At 64.8% G+C, this 22,055-nt stretch carries 19 protein-coding genes and 1 tRNA gene; 9 read left to right on the top strand and 11 right to left on the bottom strand.

Translation table 11 applies throughout. The features are described from left to right. Positions 1-161: 161 nt before the first annotated feature. The 4 genes from LB547_RS31295 to LB547_RS31310 all read left to right on the top strand — a co-directional run bounded on the left by LB547_RS31295 (position 162) and on the right by LB547_RS31310 (position 4,174). Complete coding sequence (locus LB547_RS31295) at positions 162-1,034, top strand: dimethylarginine dimethylaminohydrolase family protein (protein WP_140759307.1); 873 nt, start codon at positions 162-164, stop codon at positions 1,032-1,034. Further along, positions 1,031-1,675, top strand: a complete 645-nt coding sequence (locus LB547_RS31300) for a TetR family transcriptional regulator C-terminal domain-containing protein (protein WP_224680575.1) — start codon at positions 1,031-1,033, stop codon at positions 1,673-1,675. Before LB547_RS31295 ends, LB547_RS31300 begins: the two co-directional genes overlap by 4 nt. Next, positions 1,675-3,255: a 5-guanidino-2-oxopentanoate decarboxylase gene (locus LB547_RS31305; protein ID WP_140759308.1), complete on the top strand. Its 1,581-nt coding sequence runs from the start codon at positions 1,675-1,677 to the stop codon at positions 3,253-3,255. The genes LB547_RS31300 and LB547_RS31305 overlap by 1 nt, the downstream gene beginning before the upstream one ends. 211 nt (positions 3,256-3,466) lie before the next feature. Further along, positions 3,467-4,174, top strand: coding sequence for an SDR family NAD(P)-dependent oxidoreductase (locus LB547_RS31310; protein WP_140497248.1), 708 nt, complete (start codon positions 3,467-3,469; stop codon positions 4,172-4,174). Positions 4,175-4,285: 111 nt separating this feature from the next. On the opposite strand, the gene rpsA is transcribed toward LB547_RS31310, so the two are convergent. From rpsA to aroA, 3 genes are all read right to left on the bottom strand, one after another. After that, positions 4,286-5,983 carry a 30S ribosomal protein S1 gene (gene rpsA / locus LB547_RS31315; RefSeq protein WP_140497246.1) on the bottom strand — a complete coding sequence of 566 codons (1,698 nt, stop codon included), beginning with the start codon at positions 5,981-5,983 and terminating at the stop codon, positions 4,286-4,288. 203 nt (positions 5,984-6,186) lie between these two features. Next, the gene (cmk, locus tag LB547_RS31320) at positions 6,187-6,837 is read right to left on the bottom strand and encodes a (d)CMP kinase (protein ID WP_140759310.1); all 651 of its coding nucleotides are present in this window, start codon (positions 6,835-6,837) and stop codon (positions 6,187-6,189) included. Positions 6,838-7,100: 263 nt separating this feature from the next. Beyond that, positions 7,101-8,459: a 3-phosphoshikimate 1-carboxyvinyltransferase gene (aroA, locus tag LB547_RS31325; RefSeq protein ID WP_140497241.1), complete on the bottom strand. Its 1,359-nt coding sequence runs from the start codon at positions 8,457-8,459 to the stop codon at positions 7,101-7,103. 207 nt (positions 8,460-8,666) lie between these two features. Between aroA and LB547_RS31330 the strand changes: the two genes are divergently transcribed. The 3 genes from LB547_RS31330 (at position 8,667) to LB547_RS31340 (ending at position 10,081) form a co-directional block, all read left to right on the top strand. Beyond that, positions 8,667-9,056: a TIGR02300 family protein gene (locus LB547_RS31330; protein WP_140497238.1), complete on the top strand. Its 390-nt coding sequence runs from the start codon at positions 8,667-8,669 to the stop codon at positions 9,054-9,056. A gap of 173 nt (positions 9,057-9,229) precedes the next feature. Then, a tRNA-Ala gene (locus tag LB547_RS31335) sits at positions 9,230-9,305 on the top strand. A 290-nt stretch (positions 9,306-9,595) separates the two neighbouring features. Continuing rightward, complete coding sequence (locus tag LB547_RS31340; protein WP_140759312.1) at positions 9,596-10,081, top strand: hypothetical protein; 486 nt, start codon at positions 9,596-9,598, stop codon at positions 10,079-10,081. On the opposite strand, the gene LB547_RS31345 is transcribed toward LB547_RS31340, so the two are convergent. The 5 genes from LB547_RS31345 to LB547_RS31365 form a co-directional block, all read right to left on the bottom strand. Beyond that, positions 10,071-10,589, bottom strand: a complete 519-nt coding sequence (locus LB547_RS31345; protein WP_140759314.1) for a hypothetical protein — start codon at positions 10,587-10,589, stop codon at positions 10,071-10,073. The two genes, LB547_RS31340 and LB547_RS31345, sit on opposite strands and share 11 nt — an antisense overlap. Beyond that, positions 10,582-13,461 (bottom strand): sarcosine oxidase subunit alpha family protein, encoded by a 2,880-nt coding sequence (locus LB547_RS31350; RefSeq protein WP_140759316.1) that lies wholly within the window; start codon positions 13,459-13,461, stop codon positions 10,582-10,584. The genes LB547_RS31345 and LB547_RS31350 overlap by 8 nt, the downstream gene beginning before the upstream one ends. Further along, positions 13,458-13,724, bottom strand: coding sequence for a sarcosine oxidase subunit delta (locus LB547_RS31355; protein ID WP_140559767.1), 267 nt, complete (start codon positions 13,722-13,724; stop codon positions 13,458-13,460). Before LB547_RS31355 ends, LB547_RS31350 begins: the two co-directional genes overlap by 4 nt. Before the next feature lie 71 nt (positions 13,725-13,795). Beyond that, positions 13,796-15,049 carry a sarcosine oxidase subunit beta family protein gene (locus LB547_RS31360; RefSeq protein WP_140759318.1) on the bottom strand — a complete coding sequence of 418 codons (1,254 nt, stop codon included), beginning with the start codon at positions 15,047-15,049 and terminating at the stop codon, positions 13,796-13,798. A gap of 93 nt (positions 15,050-15,142) precedes the next feature. Beyond that, positions 15,143-15,802, bottom strand: a complete 660-nt coding sequence (locus tag LB547_RS31365) for a TetR/AcrR family transcriptional regulator (protein ID WP_181177962.1) — start codon at positions 15,800-15,802, stop codon at positions 15,143-15,145. Positions 15,803-16,068: 266 nt separating this feature from the next. Here LB547_RS31365 and LB547_RS31370 point away from each other — a divergent pair, with 266 nt between their 5' ends. Together LB547_RS31370 and LB547_RS31375 are read left to right on the top strand one after the other, a co-directional pair. Next, positions 16,069-17,508, top strand: coding sequence for an aldehyde dehydrogenase family protein (locus LB547_RS31370; protein ID WP_140512893.1), 1,440 nt, complete (start codon positions 16,069-16,071; stop codon positions 17,506-17,508). 57 nt (positions 17,509-17,565) lie between these two features. Continuing rightward, positions 17,566-18,147: a DUF1349 domain-containing protein gene (locus LB547_RS31375; protein ID WP_140759322.1), complete on the top strand. Its 582-nt coding sequence runs from the start codon at positions 17,566-17,568 to the stop codon at positions 18,145-18,147. Between the two features lie 31 nt (positions 18,148-18,178). Here the strand turns inward: LB547_RS31375 and LB547_RS31380 are convergent, their stop codons facing one another. The 3 genes from LB547_RS31380 to LB547_RS31390 all read right to left on the bottom strand — a co-directional run bounded on the left by LB547_RS31380 (position 18,179) and on the right by LB547_RS31390 (position 22,007). Next, positions 18,179-19,708: a mercuric reductase gene (locus LB547_RS31380; protein ID WP_140564971.1), complete on the bottom strand. Its 1,530-nt coding sequence runs from the start codon at positions 19,706-19,708 to the stop codon at positions 18,179-18,181. Then, complete coding sequence (locus LB547_RS31385) at positions 19,698-21,041, bottom strand: glucoamylase family protein (protein ID WP_140497308.1); 1,344 nt, start codon at positions 21,039-21,041, stop codon at positions 19,698-19,700. Before LB547_RS31385 ends, LB547_RS31380 begins: the two co-directional genes overlap by 11 nt. 213 nt (positions 21,042-21,254) lie before the next feature. Then, the gene (locus LB547_RS31390) at positions 21,255-22,007 is read right to left on the bottom strand and encodes an SDR family NAD(P)-dependent oxidoreductase (RefSeq protein WP_140759324.1); all 753 of its coding nucleotides are present in this window, start codon (positions 22,005-22,007) and stop codon (positions 21,255-21,257) included. Positions 22,008-22,055: the final 48 nt, after the last annotated feature.

Consider the following 22,055-nt stretch of genomic DNA (forward strand, 5'->3'; position numbering starts at 1 on the left):
AATCAACATACGCTGTACTGCCCCGCTCCAGACTTCAGCATGGACCCAACTGCGCGAGCCCGTCAATCCCGCTCATTACGGCACTTGCGGCCTTGTTGTGCAAGTGTATAAATAGCCTTTCATGAAATTTTCTCGATTTTTTTCAGCTAAAAAGGGCACCGATGAGCGCTTTCGGATCACAGTCCATGGCGGCGACGCTGCGGCGCGTGCTGATGCGGTCGGCGGCCAACGCCATGCGCGACGCCGACAGATCTGCCTGGCACTATGGCCCGGGGTTCAATCCGGCGAAAGCTGCATCGCAGCACGCGGCCCTTGCTGAGTTGGTAGCGGCTTCCGGCGCTGAAATCGAATGGGTCGAAGACAAGGCCGACGGACTTTCGGATTCGGTGTTCACGCACGACCCATCGCTGATGACCGGTCGCGGCGCGCTGATCCTGTCCATGGGTAAGCCATTACGCGCCAGGGAGCCCTCGCTGCATGAGGAAACCTACACAAGGCTGGGCATTCCGATCCTCGGCCGCGTCGAGGCTCCTGGTCAGGTCGAAGGCGGTGATTGTGTCTGGGTGGACGCCCGCACGCTGGCGATCGGGCGCGGTGTCCGCTCCAACCAGGAAGGTATCCAGCAGGTTTCCAACCTGCTGACGCCGCTGGGCGTTTCCGTCTACGGCTTTGATCTGCCGCTGTGGCAGGGCGAAGAGGCGTGCCTGCATCTGATGTCGGTGATCAGCCCGTTGGCGGACGACCTCGCGCTGGTTTATTCGCCGCTTTTGCCGGCCCCGTTCTATCAAATGCTGAAGGCACGCGGCATCCGGCTGGTCGAAGGCGATGCCGAGGAGTTCGCTGCTTCCAACGGCCTCAGCCTTAACGTACTGCCGACCAGCCCGCTCAACGTCATTGCCGTTGCAGGCTTTCCCAAGACCAAGGCCGCGATGGAGGCCGCGGGCTGCATGGTTGAAGTCTTCGAGGCGGATGCGCTCTGCATCGCCTGCGAAGGTGGGCCGACATGCCTGACGCGGCCGATCCTGCGCCAATGAATGCGCCATCCCGCCGCAAGTTTCGTCGCGAGGGCGAGGAGCGGCGGCGGCAGGATCTGATCGAGGCGACTCTGGACAGCGTGGCCGAACATGGGCTGCAGGGCGCCACCTTGCGCACCATCGCATTGCGTGCCGGCGTCACCGCGGGGCTGATCCGGCACTATTTCCCCGGCAAGGAAGAACTGCTGCAGGAGGCCTATACGGCACTGGTCGGCCGCATGACCGAGCAGGCGAAAGCAGCATTGGTCATGGAAGATGCCTCGCCGCGGCAACGCCTTGCGGCTTTCGTCACCGCCAACCTCAACGCGCCGATCATCGACGCGCGGGTTTTTTCGCTCTGGGCAACCTTCATCGGCCGCGCCGGTGCGGATCCGACCCTGGCCCGTGCCCACCGCGAAGGCTATCTCGGCTTTCGCAACGAGGTGGAGGCGGTTGTGGCCGAAGTGCTCGCCGCCGAACAGTGCAAGCCGGACGCAAGCCAGTTGCGCCACCATGCCATCGCGATCAACGCGATCATCGACGGACTCTGGATCGAAGGCTGCCTGGCCGGCGAGATGTTCTCGCCCGGCGAATTGGCGGCGATTGGGATCAAGGCTGTCGAAGCCGAGCTCGGCCTCGAGCCGGAAAGGGGAGAACACTAATGACCACCATTGGCGAAGCGTTGATTTCACTGCTCGAGGCGCATGGCGTCGACACCGTGTTCGGTATTCCCGGCGTCCACACGGTCGAGCTTTATCGCGGGTTGGCGCGTTCGAGGATCCGCCATGTCACGCCGCGCCACGAGCAGGGCGCGGGCTTCATGGCCGACGGCTATGCGCGCGCCGGCGGCCGGCCGGGCGTCGCCTTCGTCATCACCGGCCCGGGGCTGACCAACACCATCACCGCCATGGCACAGGCGCGCGCCGATTCGGTGCCGATGCTGGTAATCTCGGGCGTCAACGCCACGCCGACGCTTGGCAAGGGCCTGGGCTTCCTGCACGAGCTGCCGGACCAGCGCGGCATGATGGAAAAGGTGGCGCTGTTTTCGCAACGCATCACCGAGGCCGGCGAACTGCCCGGCGCGCTCGCCCGTGCCTTCGCGCTGTTTTCCTCGTCGCGGCCGGGCCCGGTGCATATCGAGATTCCGACCGACGTCATGGTCAAGCCTGCCGATGGGATCGCGGCGGTGCTGAGCAATGCCGCGCCACCGGCTGCCGGGGCGACGGCCATCGCCGCGGCGGCCAGCCTTTGTGCGGCGGCTCGGCACCCGCTCATCCTGGCCGGCGGCGGCGCCAAGCGCGCCGAGGATGCGCTGCGGCGCCTGGCCGAAAGGCTGGGCGCGCCGGTCGTCGAGACGACCAATGCGCGCGGCCTGCTCCACCGCCATCCGCTCTGCGTACCGGCCAGTCCCAGCCTGAAAGCCATCCGCGCGCTGATGGGCGAGGCCGATCTGGTCATTGCCGCCGGCACCGAGTTCGGCCCAACCGATTATGACGGCTATGGCGATTGCGGATTTGTCCTGCCGGCCAATCTGATCCGCATCGACATCGGCGCCGATCAGCTGGCGCGCCGTCCGGCGACGGTGGCCATCCAGGCCGACTGCGCCGAGGCGATCGAAGCCTTGCTTGCCGCGCTCGGCTCGGTCGACGCGGGCAGGCAGGACGGGAAGAACCGCGCCGCGGCGGCGCGAAAGGCGGCTCGCGCCGAACTGACCCCCGTCCATGCGGCGCAGGTCCATGCGGTGGAAGCCATCCGCGACGCCCTGCCGGGCGCGATCATCGTCGGCGACTCCACCCAGCCCGTCTACGCGGCCAACCTCTATTACGATCACGACCGGCCGGGCGGCTGGTTCAACGCCGCCACCGGCTTCGGCGCGCTGGGCTACGGCCCGCCGGCGGCGGTGGGCGCGGCGCTCGCCATGCCCGACGCGCCGATCGTCTGCCTCACCGGCGACGGTGGCTTCCAGTTCACCTTACCCGAGCTCGGCGCGGCGCTCGATGCCGCGGCACCCGTTATCTTCGTCGTCTGGAATAACAGGGGCTATCGCGAGATCGAGACTTCGATGCTCGACGTCGGCGTGGAACCCGTCGGCGTGTCCCCGGCACCGCCGGATTTCTGCAAACTGGCCGAGGCCTATGGCATCGGCGCCGAACGGATCGCCGATACCGGCGCCTTACCACTCGCGCTGAAGCGCGCCCGGGCAACGGGGTTGCCGCGCGTCATCGAAATCACGGTCGAGTGAAGCTTCACGCGGCGTCGATTTTCCTACCTGCATCGTGGTCATTCGCCGGCTTGGCTTTTGCGCGGCAACAATCGCCGCTGCCCGACACATGCAAAGACGCGACGGCTGCCATGTCGAGATATCAATTGAGTGATCGCACGAAAGGCGCGACGCTTCGCGTCGGCGCGGCGAAACAAGCGACATAATCAAAAAAAGACAGGAGCGGTCCAGGATGACGGAAACACTTCAGGGCAGGCATATCGTTGTGACCGGTGGAACCGGTGCGCTCGGCGGCGCGGTCGTCGGCAAGCTGCTGGGCGAGGGCGCGGTCTGCCATGTGCCGAACGCCCATGCCGCGGCACCTTCGCATTTCCCTTTCACCACGCACGAGAACGTCAGGCTGGCGCACAATGTCGACCTCTCCGACTCCGCCAAGGTCGAAGCCTTCTATGCCCAGGTTCCCGCCCTGTGGGGATCGATCCATCTGGCGGGCGGCTTTGCCAAGGCGCCTGTGGAGAAGATCGAATCCGCCTCCTTTGCCGAGATGATGGACACCAATGCCCGCACCGCGTTCCTGTGCAGCCGTGCGGCGGTGCGCTCCATGCTGGCGGCGGGCACCGCCGGCCGCGTCGTCAATGTCACGGCACGCGCCGGGCTTGATCCGCGCCGCGGCTCGGGCATGGTCGCCTATGCCGCCTCCAAAGCAGCGGTCGCGGCGATGACGGTGGCCATGGCGGAAGAGCTGAAGCACCAGGGCATCCTGGTCAATGCGGTGGCCCCCTCGACGCTCGACACGCCGGCCAACCGTGCCGACATGCCGGATGCCGATTTCAGCAAATGGGTCAGCCTCGAAGCGGCGGCCGAGGCCATCGCCTACCTTGCCTCGCCCGCCAACCAGGCGATGAGCGGCACGCTGGTGCCGCTCTACGGTCGCGCATAACGCGCATAGTTGACTTCGACGATCCTCGGGCTGCGTCCGAGTTTCCGACAAAGAAGAACCCCGCCGGATCGCTCCGGCGGGGTTTTGTTTCGGGCCTGTGCGAAAGGGCGATTAGCTGCCCTGCTTCTTCAGCGCGGCGCCCAGGATGTCGCCCAGCGAGGCGCCGGAGTCGGTCGAGCCGTACTGGGCGACCGCTTCCTTCTCCTCGGCGATTTCCAGCGCCTTGATCGAGACCTGCAGCTTGCGGGTCTTCTTGTCGAAGGCGATGACGCGGGCGTCGACCTTCTGGCCGACGGTGAAGCGCTCGGGGCGCTGCTCGTCGCGGTCACGGGAAAGGTCGGAGCGCTTGATGAAGGTCTCGATGCCGCTTTCCACCAGCCGCACTTCCAGACCGCCATCCTTGACGCCGATGACCTCACAGGTGACGACGGCGTTCTTGCGCAGCTCGCCTGAAGTCGCCGCTTCGCCAACCGTGTCGCGGGCCAGCTGCTTGATGCCGAGCGAGATGCGCTCCTTCTCGATGTCGACGTCGAGCACCTGCGCCTTGACCATGTCGCCGCGATTGTACTCCTCGATCACCTGCTCGCCCGGACGGGTCCAGTCGAGGTCGGAAAGGTGCACCATGCCGTCCACGTCGCCTTCCAGGCCGATGAACAGGCCGAACTCGGTCTTGTTCTTGACCTCGCCCTCGACCTGGCTGCCGACCGGATGGCTGCGAGCGAAAGCCTCCCACGGGTTCTCCAGCGTCTGCTTGAGACCGAGCGAGATGCGGCGCTTGGCCGGATCGACTTCGAGCACCACGACATCGACTTCCTGCGTCGTCGACAGGATCTTGCCGGGATGCACGTTCTTCTTGGTCCACGACATTTCCGAAACGTGGATGAGGCCTTCGATGCCCGGCTCCAGCTCGACGAACGCGCCGTAGTCGGTGATGTTGGTGACGGTGCCCTTGATCTTCTTGCCGATCGGGAACTTGGTGCCGATCTCCGACCAAGGATCGCTCTCGAGCTGCTTCATGCCGAGCGAGATACGGTGCGTTTCCTGGTTGATGCGGATGATCTGCACCTTGACCGTCTGGCCGATGTTGAGGATCTCGGTCGGATGGTTGACGCGGCGCCATGCCATGTCGGTGACATGCAGCAGGCCGTCGATGCCGCCGAGGTCGACGAACGCACCGTAGTCGGTGATGTTCTTGACCACGCCTTCGACAACCTGTCCCTCTTCGAGGTTCTGCACGATTTCCGAACGCTGTTCGGCGCGGCTCTCCTCGAGCACGGTGCGGCGCGACACCACGATGTTGCCGCGGCGGCGATCCATCTTGAGGATCTCGAAAGGCTGCGGGTTGTGCATCAGCGGCGAGACGTCGCGGATCGGGCGGATGTCGACCTGGCTGCGCGGCAGGAACGCCACGGCGCCGTCGAGGTCGACGGTAAAGCCACCCTTGACCTGGTTGAAGATGACGCCTTCGACGCGCTCACCCTTGGTGAACTTCTCTTCGAGACGCACCCAGCTCTCTTCGCGGCGAGCCTTCTCGCGCGACAGCATGGCTTCGCCAAGCGCGTTCTCGATGCGCTCGACATAGACTTCGACCGTGTCGCCGACCTTGAGGGTGGATTCCTTGCCCTTGGCGCCGAATTCCTTCAGCGGCACGCGGCCTTCGACCTTGAGGCCGACGTCGATGATGGCCATGTCCTTTTCGATCGCGGTGATCGTGCCCCGGACAACCTGGCCCTCGCCGGAATGGCCGGCGGTGAATGATTCTTCGAGCATGCTCGCGAAATCATCGCGAGAGGGATTTGCTACAGACATTGTTTCTCCTGGAATGCCCCGCATCTTTAGCGGAGCGTGCGCCGTGGGTTAGCGTTGCGTTGGCCTGCCGGCGTTCCGGGCAAAGAGCCCTTGGCCGCTTAAGGCGGCAAGTCCGGCGCATGAAGAATGCTGGCAGGCTGGTTCGTGCCCGATATGGGTATTTTCTTCGCCTCCAGCAACGGAAGCACGAGGAAAAACCCGGATCAGGCCTTGTTTCCCTTGGACAGCACGTCGTCGATGACAGCTCTGGCCGCGAGAAACGCGGCTTCTATAGCCATTTCGCTGGTATCAAGCAAGTGCGCGTCGGGGGCAGGCTTCAAGGGCGAGTCGGCGCGGCCCATGTCGCGCCCGTCGCGGCGCCGGATATCGGCGAGGATTTCGGTGAAATCAGCCGTGCCGCCGATGCTCTCGATCTCGGCCAGCCGGCGTCTTGCCCGCACTTCGGCGCTCGCGGTCACATAGAGTTTGATGTCGGCATCGGGGCACACCACGGTGCCGATGTCGCGACCGTCGAGCACGGCGCCCGGGGGGGATTTGGCAAACTCGCGCTGTTTCTCCACCAGGATGCGCCGCACGGTCGGAAACACCGCGACCTTCGAGGCCGCTTCGCCAACAGCATGCGCCGACAAGACGGCCCGGTCGAGCTTCGCCAGGTCGACTTGGCGCGCGGCCGTCTCGGCCGCCGAGACATTGTCGAGCGGCAAGCCAAGCCGCAGCAAGGCATGGGCGACGGCACGGTAGGTGAGGCCGGTGTCGAGCAGGTTCAGTCGGTAGTGATCGGCCAGACGCCGGGCGAGGGTGCCCTTGCCGGCTCCGGCCGGACCGTCGATGGCGATGGTGAAGACGTGTGTCATTGGCAGGCCAGCATACCTGAAACCGAACAGCGTAGCGGTCCGGAGAGAGCTTGCGATCCGTCGCGCCCCCCTCTGTCCTGCCGGACATCTCCCCCACAAGGGGGGAGATTGGCAGTTCCGACGCCTCGCTCACTTCTGCAACGCGGGCGATTTGCGAAGGCCGCTATGACGGCTGATCTCCCCCCTTGTGGGGGAGATGTCCGGCAGGACAGAGGGGGGCGCTGTCCTGCCGGCATTTCAGTTTGGCCCCAACCCATCAACTCTCACCCAATCTCCGCGCCCAGCCCTGTCATCAGGCTCATGAACTCCGGGAAACTTGTCGCGATCATGTTGGCGTCGTCGATGGTCACCGGCTTCTCAGTCGCCAGCCCCATCACCAGGAAGCTCATGGCGATACGGTGGTCGAGATGGGTCTGCACGGTCGTGTCCGGGCCATTGGGATGGCCGCCGAGCCCCTTGCCGCCGGGCTTTCCGCGCACCGCGAGCGATGTCTCACCCTCTGTGCAGTCGACGCCATTAAGCTTCAGTCCATTGGCGACCGCCGACAGCCGGTCGGATTCCTTTACCCTGAGTTCCTCCAGCCCCTGCATCAGCGTCTCGCCCTCGGCGAAGCTGGCGGCAACGGCCAGCACCGGATATTCGTCGATCATCGACGGCGCCCGCTCGGCCGGCACGGTGACCCCCTTCAGCTCGGAATAACGCACGCGCAGGTCCGCGACATCCTCACCGCCGGCATTGCGCGGGTTCAAGATCTCGATCTGGCCGCCCATCTCCTGCAAAGTCAAAAGCAGCCCGGTGCGGGTCGGGTTCATCAGCACGTTTTCGATCACGATGTCGGAACCCGGCACGATCAGCGCGGCCACCAGCGGGAAGCCGGCCGAGGATGGGTCGCCCGGCACGGCGATCGTCTGGCCGGTGAGCTTGCCCTGGCCCTCGATGAAGATATGGCGCACGCCGCGCTCGTCGGTCTCGACCGACAAATTGGCGCCAAAGCCTTTCAGCATCTTTTCGGTGTGGTCGCGCGTCATAACAGGCTCGATGACGGTGGTGATGCCGGGCGTGTTGAGGCCGGCGAGAAGCACCGCCGATTTCACCTGCGCGGAGGCCATCGGCACGCGATAGGTGATCGGGGCGGCATGCTTTGGTCCATGCAGCGTGATCGGCATGCGGTCGCCGGGCGTTGCCTTCAGCACCTGCACGCCCATCTGGCGCAGCGGCTCCAGCACGCGGCCCATCGGCCGGCCTGACAAGGAAGCATCGCCGATGAAGGTCGTTTCCATGTCATATGTGCCGACCAGCCCCATGGTCAGCCGCGAGCCGGTACCGGCGTTGCCGAAGTCGAGCGGCCCTTCCGGCTGCAGCAGCGCGCCGTTGCCGGTGCCGCGGATCACCCATTCGTCGCCGCGCTTCTCGATATGTGCGCCCATCGCCTTCATGGCGGCGCCGGTGCGCATCACGTCCTCGCCTTCGAGCAGGCCGGTGATGCGGGTCTCGCCGGAGGCGAGCCCGCCGAACATGAAGGAGCGGTGCGAGATCGACTTGTCGCCCGGCACGCGCGCCGTACCGGAAAGCGCTTGACATTTGCGGGCGGTGGCCGGCTTGGAAGCGGCGGCGTGAGACATGGAATTTCCCTGGACGGAATGCCGGCGGGCCGGCGCTTTTCATTTGTTGCGGCGGTCTCGTATCACGGTGGGCCGAAATGGTCATCCCCCATGGTCGTCACTTGATGCTAGGCCTTTCAACGCATGGTTTTGTGACGCCGGCTTTTGGCTTTGACAGCGCTGCAAACAGTGGTTAAGGGGACCACTCTTTTATCGACGAGGCTTGCCGTGGCAAAAACCGAACTTGGCACAAAGCGTATCGACCCTGAAACGGGTCGAAAATTCTACGACCTGAACAAGGACCCGATCGTCTCGCCCTATACCGGCAAGACCTATCCGCGTTCCTATTTCGAGGAAGGCAAGATCGCCGCCCTCGAGGAGGAAGAGGAAGTGGCCGAGAAGGAAGTGGACGCCGAGGACGAGGAGGGCGTTGAAGTCGTCTCGCTCGAAGAGGCTGACGAAGACGTCAAGGGCGACGATCTGCCCGATCTCGGCGACGACGAGGATGATGTCGACCTGGGCGACGACGAGGACGATACGTTCCTCGCCGACGAAGAGGAAGAAGACGACGATGTCGCCGACATGATCGGCGTCGGCGACGACGACGACGAGGTCTGACAAGGCCAGGAACGCAAGCGTTTGCCGGCTTTCGCAGCTTGTGAAGAAAAAGCCGCTGATGAAGGCTTGATATTGACGAAGGGCGGGGTTAGAAGCCGCCTGCACTAACGGCGCGGTCTCCAACCCGCGCCGGATCTCTTCGCCGGAAACGGCGCCGGTTGACTGCCGGAAGTGGGGCCATAGCTCAGTTGGGAGAGCGCTTGAATGGCATTCAAGAGGTCGTCGGTTCGATTCCGATTGGCTCCACCAAACAGTCTCTTTTCCAATTTTCAGGTTTTAGAAACCGGATTTAGCGTCGGACATCGCTGCGCGCGGTAGGCTGATGCGCGCCGCTCAAGTGGTCGACGGGGTCGATTTCGTTCTGGCCGCCCGCTCCAGGGGCAGCGTCGTCGCCGAATAGATTGGCAAGTGAGGATGAGCCGGCGGCGCAGCGCGGTGCTGGCTGCCGATTTCACTGCCGTCGGGCGCGCCGGTGCTTACGCAATATGCGGCCATTGACTAAAACGGTTCCTGTTTGATTCGCTTTGAACGGGACCGTCATGAGCAAAGCCCTCACGTCCTTCGCCCTGGTCGCGGTACTGGCAGCGCTGCTCATGGCCTTGAGCCTGGTGGTTGCCAGGCATGGCTATCCCTACGGTGCGATCGGCGTCAGGCGCCTCGACGGCATTGCCGATGCCGGGATGTTCATACCACTCGCCGCCGTCTATTTCTTCAGCGCGCTGCTGATGATGATCCTGCCGATCAGAGCCGCCAGCATCGTGCTCACCCATGCAGCCGATGCCATCTTCTGGACCGTGATCGTGCTCCTTGCCTCCATCGTAGGCTGTCTCGTCGCCAGATGGGCATTCGGCCAGCGCGACGCCTTATGGGCGCTGCTGAACTGGCGGTTCCTGTTTGCGGTGGCTATCGTCGGTTGCCACTTCGTCATGAACGAGCTTCGCCGCAACGTGCTCTTGCGCAGTCTGTTTTTCGTTGTCTTCGCGGCGGCCACGCTGGCCTGCCTGTTCTGGTCGTTCACGCTCTGAGAGCCGTTTCGATCCACGTCCAGAGATAGGATGCCAGGCCGCGATCGATATGGATGCGCAGTCTGTCCCGGTGGCGGTAGACGATAGCGCTGACGCCGGCGAAGGAAAGTGCGGCACTGGCGCTTTCCTTGTTTGGGTCAAGCGTTGATCCGCGCGCGATGAAAGCGTCGATGGCCGAGCCTTTGACCTCGAACACATGAAGTCCAGCGCTGATCGCCGTCACCGCGAAACCTTCCGCGTGCCAACCCGCGGCGATGGCGAGCGGTGTGCTCGACACGACGAGCAGGCGGTCGCGCGCCAGACGCGCCGCATAGCGGTCACCTTGCGCGCTGCCAAAGGCGCCCACGCCGTTGCCATCCATGCCGGATATCCGCGCCCAGGCGTCGAGATCGCCGCTGACCAGCAATTGATGAAGGCCCGGGATCGTACGCACTTCGAGATTCTGCGCAACGATGGTTGCCGACTGCCACTCCGGCGCTGCCGGCCATTTTTGCGCGAGATCACGCATTGAGCCGGTCTCCTGCCGGGTCGAAGGCGCAAGGAGCGGCGATCGTCGCCGTCATCGCCTTGCCGAGATGTTGGATTTCGATCGTTTCGCCGTGGCGGGCCGCACCGCGCTCGATCAGGCCGAGCGCAACCGGCCGGCCAAGCGTAGGGCTCCGGTAGCTCGATGTGACAAAGCCCTGGCTGCGCAGCTTGCCGCCGCTACGCTTGATGCCATGCGCGCCAGTTGGCAGCGGCGCTTCGCCGGACGGGACCGCCAGCCCGACCAGCTGCATGCGGTCGCCGCGCGAAGCCTCTTCGGTGAACAGCGAGCGGCGGCCGACGAATTCGGTCTGGCGCTTTGCCCGCGGGCCCCCGACGCCGAGGTCGTGCGGCAGCGTGGTGCCGTCGGTGTCCTTGCCGATCACGATGAAGCCTTTCTCGGCGCGCAGGATCATCAGCGCCTCGAGGCCGATGACAACCGCATCGAACGCCTGCCCGGCATCGCGCAGGCGCGCCCACAAAGGCTCGGCGCGATCGGCCCGGATGGAGATCTCATAGCTTCTGTCGCCGGTGAAGCTGACGCGGGTGATGCGCACCTCGTCGCCGTCATAGCTGCCCTGGCCGACCGCCATGTGCGGCAGCTCGCTATCCTCGAGCAAAAGGCCGAGATCAACCGTCTCGAGCAGTTTCCGGGCGTTCGGTCCCGAAACGGTCAGGGTCGCCATTTCCGCGGTGGCGTTGTGGATGTAGACGGCGCCGCGCCCGAACCGGTCCTGGCGCCACTCCTCCAGTCGCGCATGCACGGCGGCCACGTGCGAGGACGAGCACGACACGACGAAGCGATGCTCGTCCAGCCGCACCAGCACGCCGTCATCGAAGACCACGCCATTCTCGGACAACATGAAGCCGTAGCGGCAGCGGCCCGGCTTCAGCGTCGACATCGTGTTGTAATAGACGAAATCGACGAACGCGGCCGCCTTGGGTCCGATCACCTCGATCTTGCCCAGCGTCGAGCCATCGAACAATGCGACGGACTGGCGGGCGCGACGGGCCTCGTCCTGGATCGAGCGATCCGCATCGCCGCCCCCATAATAGGCCGGGCGCAGCCAGCCGCCATACTCCTGGAACACGGCGCCGCTGGCACGATGCACGCTCTCCAGCGGCAGCCGCCGAACCGGCGCCATCAGTTCGCCGCTGCGCGCGCCGGCGAAGCTCGCCAGCGGAACCGGCGTGAACGGCGGACGATAGGTCGTGGTGCCGACTTCCGGCACCGTGCGGCCGGTGATCCCGGCCATCAGCGCCAGGCCCGGCAGGTTGGAGGTCTTGCCCTGGTCGGTCGCCATGCCGAGCGTCGTGTAGCGCTTCAGATGTTCGACCGAGACGAAATTTTCGCGCGCCGCCAGCTCTATGTCCTTCACCGTCACGTCGTTCTGGTAATCGATCCAGATGCGTCCCTTCGAACCCGGCGTTGGCCATGCCGCTACTATCCCGCTGGTCGCCTCCGTTCCGCTGCTGCGCGGCACTGCTGCCTTCGTCGGGCCGAGCGACGCGACGGCTTTCTGCGAACCGGCGAATACCTCCGACAACGAAACCGCGCCGGCGGCAGCTCCGGCCACCGCTATGGCCTCGACCGGGTCGCCCGGCAGGAAGGCCGCGCGCGCCTCGCTCCAGGCGAGCTTGCCCTTGGCCTGGCCGAAGAGATGGATGGTCGGTGTCCAGCCGCCCGACACCAGCACGCAATCGGCATCGAGCCTGGTGCCGTCGTCCAGCATCACACCCTCGACGCGCAGCTTGCCGGCCGCGGCGGTGAGCGCGCGGCCCTTGAGCATCCGCACGTTGGCGGGCGCGGCGGGCATACCGTCGCGCCTGATGTCGACAAGCGTGACGTCGGCGCCAGCCTCGGCGGCCGCCTCCGCCACTTCATAGGCGCTGTCATTGTTTGCGGCGACGACGATATGGCGGCCGGCCAGCACCGCATGGCGCCTGAGATAGCTGAGCGCTGCGTCCGCCGAGAGAATGCCCGGCAGGTCATTGTTGGCGAATGGCAGGGGCCGCTCGATGGCGCCCGTCGCCAGCACGATCCGGCGCGGCCTGACCCGCCACAGCGTGTCCGGCCGGCCGTCGAAATGCCGCTGGTTAAGCCCGACCAGATTATGGTCGTAGATACCGAAAGCGGTGGTCGAAGGCAGGACCAGGTGACCGCCGGCGGAAAGCCCCGCAACCGTCTCCTCGACCCAGATGGCGGCCGGTTTGCCGTCGATCTCGCCAACTCGGTGACCGAGCGATCCGCCGGGCTTTTGCTGGTCGTCGACCAGCATGACGGACCGGCCTGCGCCGGCCGCCAGCCTTGCCGCTGCCAGCCCGGCCGGTCCGGCGCCGATCACCAGCACGTCGCAATGGTGGTTGATCTGGTCGGCCCGGCCGGGCGACGTCCAGTCCTTGTCTACCTGACCCAGTCCCGCCATGGCGCGAATGCGTGGCTCGAACATGTGCCAGTCCGGCCACATGAAGGTCTTGTAGTAGAAGGCGGCCGGAATGAAGCGGGAAAAGCGGTCGAGGAAGGCGTTGCGGTCGGCCAGCGCATTGGGTGTCGCGTTGACGCTTTTGGCGACCAGCCCGTCGCGCGTCGGCTCGGTCGTCGCACGCGTGTTCGGCGTCGTCTGCGGGCCGCTGATATCCACCAGCGCGTTCGGCTCTTCGACGCCCGCGCCCCAGATGCCGCGCGGCCGGTGGTATTTGAAGCTGCGGCCGACGACCGCGACATCGGCGGCCAGCAGCGCGGAGGCGATGGTGTCGCCGGCGAATCCCTGCACGGTGGCGCCGTCGAAGCTGAAGCGGATCGGGCGCGAGCGGTCGATGGCGCTGCCACCCGTGCTAAGGCGCGAGGCGGTCACGCCGCGTGCTCCCCGCCCAGGGCAACCGAAGACAGCACCTTGTGCGTAACCGTGTCCCGCTCCATGACGAAGAATTCGCCGCAGTTCATATGCACCCATATCTCGCGCGCCGCGCCTTTTGGGTTGGAGCGCAGATAGAGATAGTTGGCCCAATGCTCGATCGGCACCTCGGCGCCATCAGGCCTGACATTGCCGGCATCGCCGCCATAGTGGAATTCGGTCTCGTCGCGCGGGCCGCAGAACGGGCAAGGGAAAAGCTGCATGGCAAACCTCAGTCTTCGTCTTTATGCATGTCGTTGCCCTAAGGCCGCTCGGCGCTTTTGCGCGACATGCATCAATGCGCGATGCCGGAACCAGCCGCTTCGTCGATCAGCCGCCCGCTGGCGAAGCGGTCGAGATCGAAGGGGCGGCTGATGTCGTTGTGCCTGCCCGTTGCCAAAAGGTTCGCCAGAAGCGTGCCGCCGGCGGGGATCGCCTTGAAGCCGCCCGTGCCCCAGCCGCAATTGAGGAACAGATTGGGCAGTGGCGATTGACCGATGATCGGCGAGGAGTCCGGCACGACGTCGACGATCCCGGCCCATTGCCGCATCAGCTTCAACTGGCCGAAGATCGGGAACATTTCCAACAGCCCCGCGATCACCCCCTCCAGCGTCGGCAGGTTACCGCGCTGGGCATAGGAGGGAGTGCGGTCGAGCCCGCCGCCGATGACGATCTCGCCCTTGTCGGACTGGCTGACATAGACGCCCGTGCCGGGCGACAGTACCACCGTGTCGAGGATCGGCTTGACCGGTTCGGTTACGCAGGCCTGCAGCGCATAGGAATTGATCGGCAGCCGAAAGCCGGCCTTGGCCGCCAGCACCGAGGAATGTCCTGCCACGGCCATGCCGATGCGGTCCGCGCGGATGGCGCCACGCGTCGTCTGGACGCCGCGGCAGCGCCCGCCCTCGACGATGAAGTCGGTGATTTCGCAGTTCTGGATGATGTCGACGCCGAGTCGGCTCGCGGCCCGTGCATAACCCCAGGCGACCGCGTCGTGGCGCGCGGTGCCGGCGCGGCTTTGCCAGATGCCGCCGAACACGGGAAAGCGCGCATTGGCCGTGAAATTGTAGATCGGCGCCACCCGGCGCACATCCTGGGGCGAAAACAGCTCCGCATCGATGCCGTTGATCTGCATGGCATTGACTGTGCGTGCCCCGATCTCCATTTCGGCGGTCGAGTGGCACAGGCTGACCATGCCGCGCTGCGACAGCATGACGTTGTAGTTGAGGTCCTTCGACAGTCCCTCATAGAGCCGGTGCGCCAGCCCATAGAGCTCGACGCTCTGCGGATAGTAATAGTTGGAGCGCACCACGGTCGTGTTGCGGCCGGTATTGCCGCTGCCGATCCAGCCCTTTTCCAAAACCGCTACTCTGGCGATGCCGTGATTCTTCGCCAGGTAATAGGCCGTCGCCAGCCCGTGGCCGCCGCCGCCGATGACGACCGCGTCGTAGGACCGCTTCGGCTCGGGCGAGCGCCAGGCCGGCTCCCAGCCGGTCTGGCCGGCGAGGCCTTCCCTGAAGAGCGACAAAGCGGAATAGCGTCTGGTCATGGCGTCTGAAGAGGTTGGGTTCAATGACTGAGGCGTAATGCCATTGTACATATATGTCTAGTTCTTGCCGCGGTGTGAAAGCGGCGGCTGTTGCTAACGGCGGCGCGAAAGCGTTTCCTCGACATAGCGCGAAAAATCCTCGACGTCCTGCGCCGTGGGCTCCTGGCCGGTGAAGCTGCGCAGATAGGACGCGACGTGCGGCAGACGGCTGCTCATCGGTTCGTCGAGCTCGAGCGAGTAGTAGCCGATCTGCATGAAATAGAGCACGCGGGCGCGCACGAAGGCGTCTTCCTCGTCATAGCCGTGGCGCCTGAACATGTCGCGAATGGCGTCGACGCGCTCCTCGTCGGCCTCGTCGAGAGCCCGCCTGATGGCGGGCGATCGCCGGGCCCACGCCCTGATCGCGAAATCCAGCTGCGGATCGAACAGCTTCTCGTCCACCCAGCACTCGAAGATGCTCATCACCCCGCGGATGACGGTCGCGGAAGGCCGCGCGGCGCGTTCGACGATGAATCTTGTATTGGTCTGCCGCCAATAATCCAGCAATTGGTCGAGCAGGTCCTGGCGGCTCTTGAAGTACCAATAGAAACTGGAACGCGACACATCGAGCTTCTGGCCGAGCGTCTGCACACGGACGCTTTCGACGCCGTCCGAAATCAACGTTTCAAGCGCGAGCTTGAGCCAGTCTTCCCGGGTGACCTTGATGTTGCCGGTGGCGCCGGCGCGCTGGGTTGTCGTGTCGGTGGCTTCCATCGGCACGACGCATGACACGCCGCCCCGGGCAAATCAAGACTATGGACACATGTGTACAGACCCGTTTCGCGGTGATTGGAACGATGTGTCGCCGAACCTGTTGGGCCAAGGGCGATGCGCTGCGGGCAGCAGGTCGCGCGGGGCCGCGAACCGAGAGACTTTGTCGCGGCCGTCCGCGCAAAGCGTGCTTTCCCGCAGCGCAATTGTCTGGCAAATACAAATCACACAGATGCCGCCGCGCGGCGAACCAGCAGGAAAGACACGACATGGCACCGCTTCGACAGAACCTCATCGACGGCGAGTGGGTCGGCGATGCCGGCTCCCGCAACATCAACCCGTCCGATACCGGCGACATCGTCGGCGAATACGCTTCCGCAGGTGTCGAACAGGCGGCACAGGCGATCGCCGCGGCCAAGGCGGCCTTTCCCGCCTGGTCGCGCTCGGGTCTGCTGGTCCGTCACGCGGTGCTGAAGAAGACGTCGGACGAGATCCTGGCGCGCAAGGACGAGATCGGCCGCAACCTTGCGCGCGAGGAAGGCAAGACGCTGGCCGAAGGCATTGGCGAGACCATTCGAGCCGCCCAGATCTTCGATTTCTTCGCCGGTGAGACACTGCGCCTCTCGGGCGAAGTCGTGCCTAGCGTGCGGCCGGGCGTCGGTGTCGAGATCACGCGCGAAGCGGTCGGCGTGGTTGGCATCATCACCCCCTGGAACTTCCCGATCGCCATTCCCGCCTGGAAGATCGCTCCGGCGCTTGCCCACGGCAACACCATCGTCTTCAAGCCGGCGGATCTCGTTCCCGAGAGCGCCTGGACCATCGTCGACATACTGCACCGTGCCGGCCTGCCCAAGGGCGTGCTCAACCTCGTCATGGGCAAGGGCTCGGTGGTCGGCCAGGCGATGCTTGACAGCCCGGACATCAACGCCATCACCTTCACCGGCTCGGTTGGCACCGGCAAGCGCGTCGCCGCGGCGAGCGTCGAGCACATGCGCAAGTTCCAGCTCGAAATGGGCGGCAAGAACCCGCTGGTGGTGCTCGATGATGCCGACCTCGCTACGGCTGTCGATTGCGCGATCAACGGCGCTTTCTTCTCGACCGGTCAGCGCTGCACGGCTTCGTCCCGGCTGATCGTGACGAACGGCATTCATGACCGTTTCGTCGAAGCGCTCAAGGAACGGATGGACAAACTGGTCGTCGGCGATGCGCTCGACGCGCAGACCCAGATCGGTCCCGTCGTCGATGCGACGCAGCTCAAGCAGGACGAAGACTACATCGCCATCGGCGTCAGGGAAGGCGCCACGCTCGCCTTCGGCGGCGAGCGGCTTGACCGCAAGACGCCGGGCTTCTTCCTGCGGCCGGCGCTGCTGACCGATGCCACCAACGCCATGCGCAGCTCGCGAGAGGAGATTTTCGGACCTGTCGCCAGCGTCATCCGCGTCAAGGACTATGACGAGGCGCTCGCCGTCGCCAACGATACGCCATTCGGACTGACGTCCGGCATCTGCACGTCCAGCCTCAAGCACGCCACGCATTTCAAGCGCAATTCGGAGGCCGGCATGGTGATGGTCAACCTGCCGACGGCGGGTGTCGATTTCCATGTTCCCTTCGGTGGCCGCAAGGGCTCGAGCTACGGTCCGCGCGAACAGGGCCGATACGCCATGGAATTCTACACCACCGTGAAGACCGCCTACACGTTTGCAGGCTGATCGGGGCGCCGGCTGACCGGGCCGGCGAAGCCTTCGCGTGCACCAAGAGACAAGGCGATGACAGTTCAAGACAAGGATCTGACCTGGCTCAATCCGCCGCCGCATCATTCCATCGACGGCGATGCGGTTCATGTGCGCACCGGCAAGGAGACGGATTTCTGGCGCGAGACTTTTTACGGTTTCTGGCGCGACAACGGCCATTTCCTCTACAAGCGCGTAGAGGGCGATTTCACCGCGGAAGTCACCGTCACCGGACGCTATGAGGTGCTCTACGACCAGGCGGGGCTGATGCTCCGCCTCAGCGAAACGCATTGGATCAAGGCCGGCATCGAATACACCGACGGCGTGATGTATTTCTCGGTCGTCGTCACCAACGATGCCTCGGACTGGTCGTTGGCCACCATTCCGGCCGGTCCGGATGGCGTTAGGATCCGGGTGACCCGCCATGCCGAGACTATCCGCGTCCAGTATCTGGATGTCTCCGATGGTCATTGGAAGCCGGTGCGGCTCGCCTACTTCCCGGTCTCGAAGGCGGTCGATGTCGGCATGATGTGCTGTTCGCCGCAGCGCGAAGGCTTCGAGGTCACCTTCACCGGCTTTTCGGTCGGCCCGCCGATTTCGCGGGACCTGCACGGCTGAAGCCCGCGCCAACGCCGAGGGGACACAAGCGTCATCGCCTGGACCACGCCAGCCAGCGTGCCGCCAGATGTCTCCACAAAGGGGTGAACCGCGTTCGCCGGTAAGCGTCGCCGGCCATTTTGATGCCTTGCGCCTGTGTCGGGAAGGGATGGATGACGTCGGCCAGCGCGTGCAATCCCATGCCCGACCTGATGGCCAGCGACACCCCGTTGATCATCTCGCCGGCATGGGCGGCGACCACGGTCGCACCGAGGATGCGGTCTGATCCTTCCCTGACATGGATTTTGACGAAACCCTCTTCCTCGCCGTCCATCACCGCGCGGGCGACATCGTGCATCAGCACCGTATAGGTCTTGACCGGAATGCCGTCGCGGCGAGCCTCCACCGGATAGAGGCCGACATGGGCGATTTCCGGATCGGTGTAGGTGCACCACGGAACCACCAATTCGCTCAGCCTCTTGCGCCCGAGAAACAGGGCGTTCTGCACGACCATGCGGGCTGTTGCTTCAGCGGTATGCGTGAATTTGTAGTCGAGGCAGACATCGCCCGCCGCATAGATGCGCGGGTTTGAGGTCCTGAGATAATCGTCCACCTTGATGCCTTTGGCATCGTGGGCAACCCCCGCCTCGTCGAGGCCAAGACCGTCGACATTGGGCGAGCGGCCTATGCCGGTGATGATCTCGTCGACGGAAATGGTCGTCGTGTCGCCGTCCCGCACCAGATCGGCGAGCTTCTTGTCGCCTTCCCTGCGCACCGCCACCACTTCGGTGTTCAGTCGGACCTCGACCCCCTCGCGCGCCAGCGCCTCCGAAAGGATCTGCGCGGCGTCGCGTTCCTCGCCGGGCAGGAACATCGGATCGCTCTGCGCCAGGATGACCTTCGCACCGAGCAGGCAGAAGGCCTGCGCTGTCTCGCAGCCAAGCGGCCCGCCGCCGATGACCAGCAGCCGCTTCGGGCAGTCGACAAGGTCGAACATCGTCTCGTTGCTGAGATAGCCGGCCTCGACCAGGCCGGGAATGGATGGAAACTCCGGCCTCGCGCCTGTCGCGATCAGCGCCTTGCGGAAGCGCAGCGTCGTTCCCGCGACGGTCACGCAATCGCTTCCGTCGAACCGGGCTTCGCCGAAATGAACGTCGATGCCCAGCGCAGCAAGCGCCTCTGCGCTGTCGGCATGGCTGATCCGTTGCCGGATGCGCCGCATCCTGGTCATCGCGCGCTGGAAATCGACGCGAAGATGGTCCGGCGCATCGGCTCCGAAATTCTCGGCATCGCGCATGTCGGCATAGAGCCTGGATGTGCGGATGATCGACTTGGACGGGATGCAGCCGGTGTTGATGCACGTGCCGCCGATCAACCCGCGTTCGATCAGCGCCACTTTCGCGCCGAGGCTTGCCGCTTCGCTCGCCGCCGTCAGGCCGGCCGGCCCGGCGCCGACGACGACGAGATTGTATGCTCCGGTGGGCGGCGGGTTTCGCCAATGCGGCGGATGGGCGCCCCTGACCAACTCGACATCATTGTGGTCGGCCGGAAAACCGGCAGCTTTCGTCCTTTCAAGCGACATCGCGGCCATCCGGGCTTGCCGACTGCGACAGCCATCCGCCTGTGAACCCCGCCTTGTTCAGGCCGCGGCGGATGTACTGGTTGGAACGCATCAGCTCCCACACCAGGCGCGAGCGGTGGTTCTCGATCATCATCACCACGATGCCTTGGTCGAGGCCGAAATGGCCTTCCGACACCCAGCCGTAGCGGCCAAATTTTCGCCGGTTGGCCAGCGTCGGGTTGAAGCCGCTCGGCAGCCGGAAATTGTCGATCACCTGGGGGTAGCGATCCGCGAGATGGCGCAGCGCCGCCATGCAGATATCAGGCGCAAAAGGCAGCGACGCCGGATAGGACCACGGCGCGATCGTGCCGTCGTCCGGCCCGAAGGGCGCACCGCGCGCGACGTAGCCGGAAAACCGGCGCCGCCGCCGTTGTATGCTGCTGCGAAAGCCGCCCGGTCCGTCCCCGGCCGAAAGCCCCCAGAGGTTCTCTCCGTAGCCGTCATAGCCATACGGATTGTGCCGAGCATAGTCGCGGTGCAGGTAGGTCGAGCGGCGGCTGTTTTCGAAATAGTCCGAATTCTTCTCGCGCATGAAAGCGTCGCGGATGCCGGCGAAATCGATCCAGGCATGAGAGAACTGGTGCATGAACAACGGACCGCCATAAAGCACGTCGTAGCCGTAGATGTTTTCCCACTGATAGGTCGCCGTCCAGCCCGCGTAGCTGTCGTCGGACGTCGGGCTGTCGGGCGAGGCCATCGACAGGACATAGAGGATCGTCGCCTCATTGTAGCCTTCCCAGCCATAGTGGAGAAAGCCGCTCTTCGGTTTCCAGCCCTGTCGCAACGTCGGACTGCTGCCTTGCGCCCATCGCCAGTCGACGCGCCGGTAGAGCGCCTCGGCCAGCCGGCGGATTTCGGCTTCCTCGTCATCGTCGCCCCGGAAATAGGCGCCCGCCACGAGAATGCCGGCCATCAGCAATGCCGTATCCACCATCGACAGTTCGCAGCGCCACACCCGAAGTCCGGTGCGAATGTCGAGGAAATGATAGTAAAAACCCTTGTGGCCGGTGACGTCAGCGCCACTGCCTTGCGTGCTGGTCCAGAAGAAACGCAGCGCGGCGAGCGTCAGCTCCACCGCTGCTTCCCGCGCCATCCAGCCGCGCTCGACCCCGATCGGATAGCAGGAGAGCGCAAAGCCTACGACCGCGATGCTGGCCGGTGAATTCGGCCGCGACGTGTCGGCGACCAGCCCGTTTTCGGGGTTCACGTTTTCCAGAAAATAGCCGAAGGCCGCGCGCTGGAAACGATCCAGAAGGTCGTCGTCCGACAGGATGGCAGGCTCGACTTTAAGCAAATGCGGCAAGCTCCGGTCTGGTCGTCGCGATTGCCGGGGAAAGGTGCAGGAATTGCGCGCGGGCCGATCTGTCACGCATGGTCATGTCTTCGCCCTCATTGTTGCCGTTGCCGGGTTCCGGCTTCGGCCATTGTACGCTTGTCCAGCTCCGTTGGTTGCTTCCTCACGCGCAATTGTAGTTGCTTGCCGCCAGCCGGAAAGCGCCGCACCACATCAGTAGGTGGCGCGGCCGCCGGAGACGTCGAAGACGGCAGCCGTCGTGAACGAACATTCCTCCGAGGCGATCCAGCAAATCAGCGCCGCCACCTCGTCGACCTCGCCAAAGCGCGCCATCGGTATCTTGGAGAGCATGAAATCGATATGCTCCTGGCTCATCTGCTTGAAGATCGCCGTGCGCACCGCCGCCGGCGTGACGCAGTTCACGGTTATGCCGGTCTTGGCCAGTTCCTTGCCGAGCGATTTGGTCAGGCCGATCACCGCGGCCTTGGATGTGCTGTAGGCGGAAGCGTTGGGATTGCCTTCCTTGCCGGCGATCGAGGCGATGTTGACGATGCGGCCGTAATCGCGCTCCAGCATGTGCGGGACGAGCGCCTTGTTGCAGTAGAAGACACCGTTGATGTTGATGTCGATGACCAGACGCCAGTCCTCCACCGGATAGTCCCAGGCGGTCATGTTGGGACCGGTGATGGCGGCGCTGGTGATCAGGATGTCGACCCCGCCAAGCGCCTCGATCGTCGACCGCGCCGCCCGATCCACCGCCGCCGGGTCGGCGACATCGACGGTCTGGCCATGCAGCGTCGGGATCGAAGCCCTGGCCGCTTCGATCTGGGCGCGATCGCGGTCCCAAACCGAAACGCGCCCGCCCTCTTGGACCAGCCTCTGTGCGACGGCGAGGCCGATGCCGGATGCGCCGCCCGTAATCACCGCCGAGCGTCCGGCAAACCGTTCCGCGAGAATCGTCGGCATCTCATTTTCCCCTGTCCTGGCGCAAATCGGCTCCGCTCGGCGAAACCA

Origin of the sequence: Mesorhizobium sp. B264B1B (assembly GCF_020165765.1) — a bacterium.
In the GTDB taxonomy this organism is placed as follows: domain Bacteria; phylum Pseudomonadota; class Alphaproteobacteria; order Rhizobiales; family Rhizobiaceae; genus Mesorhizobium.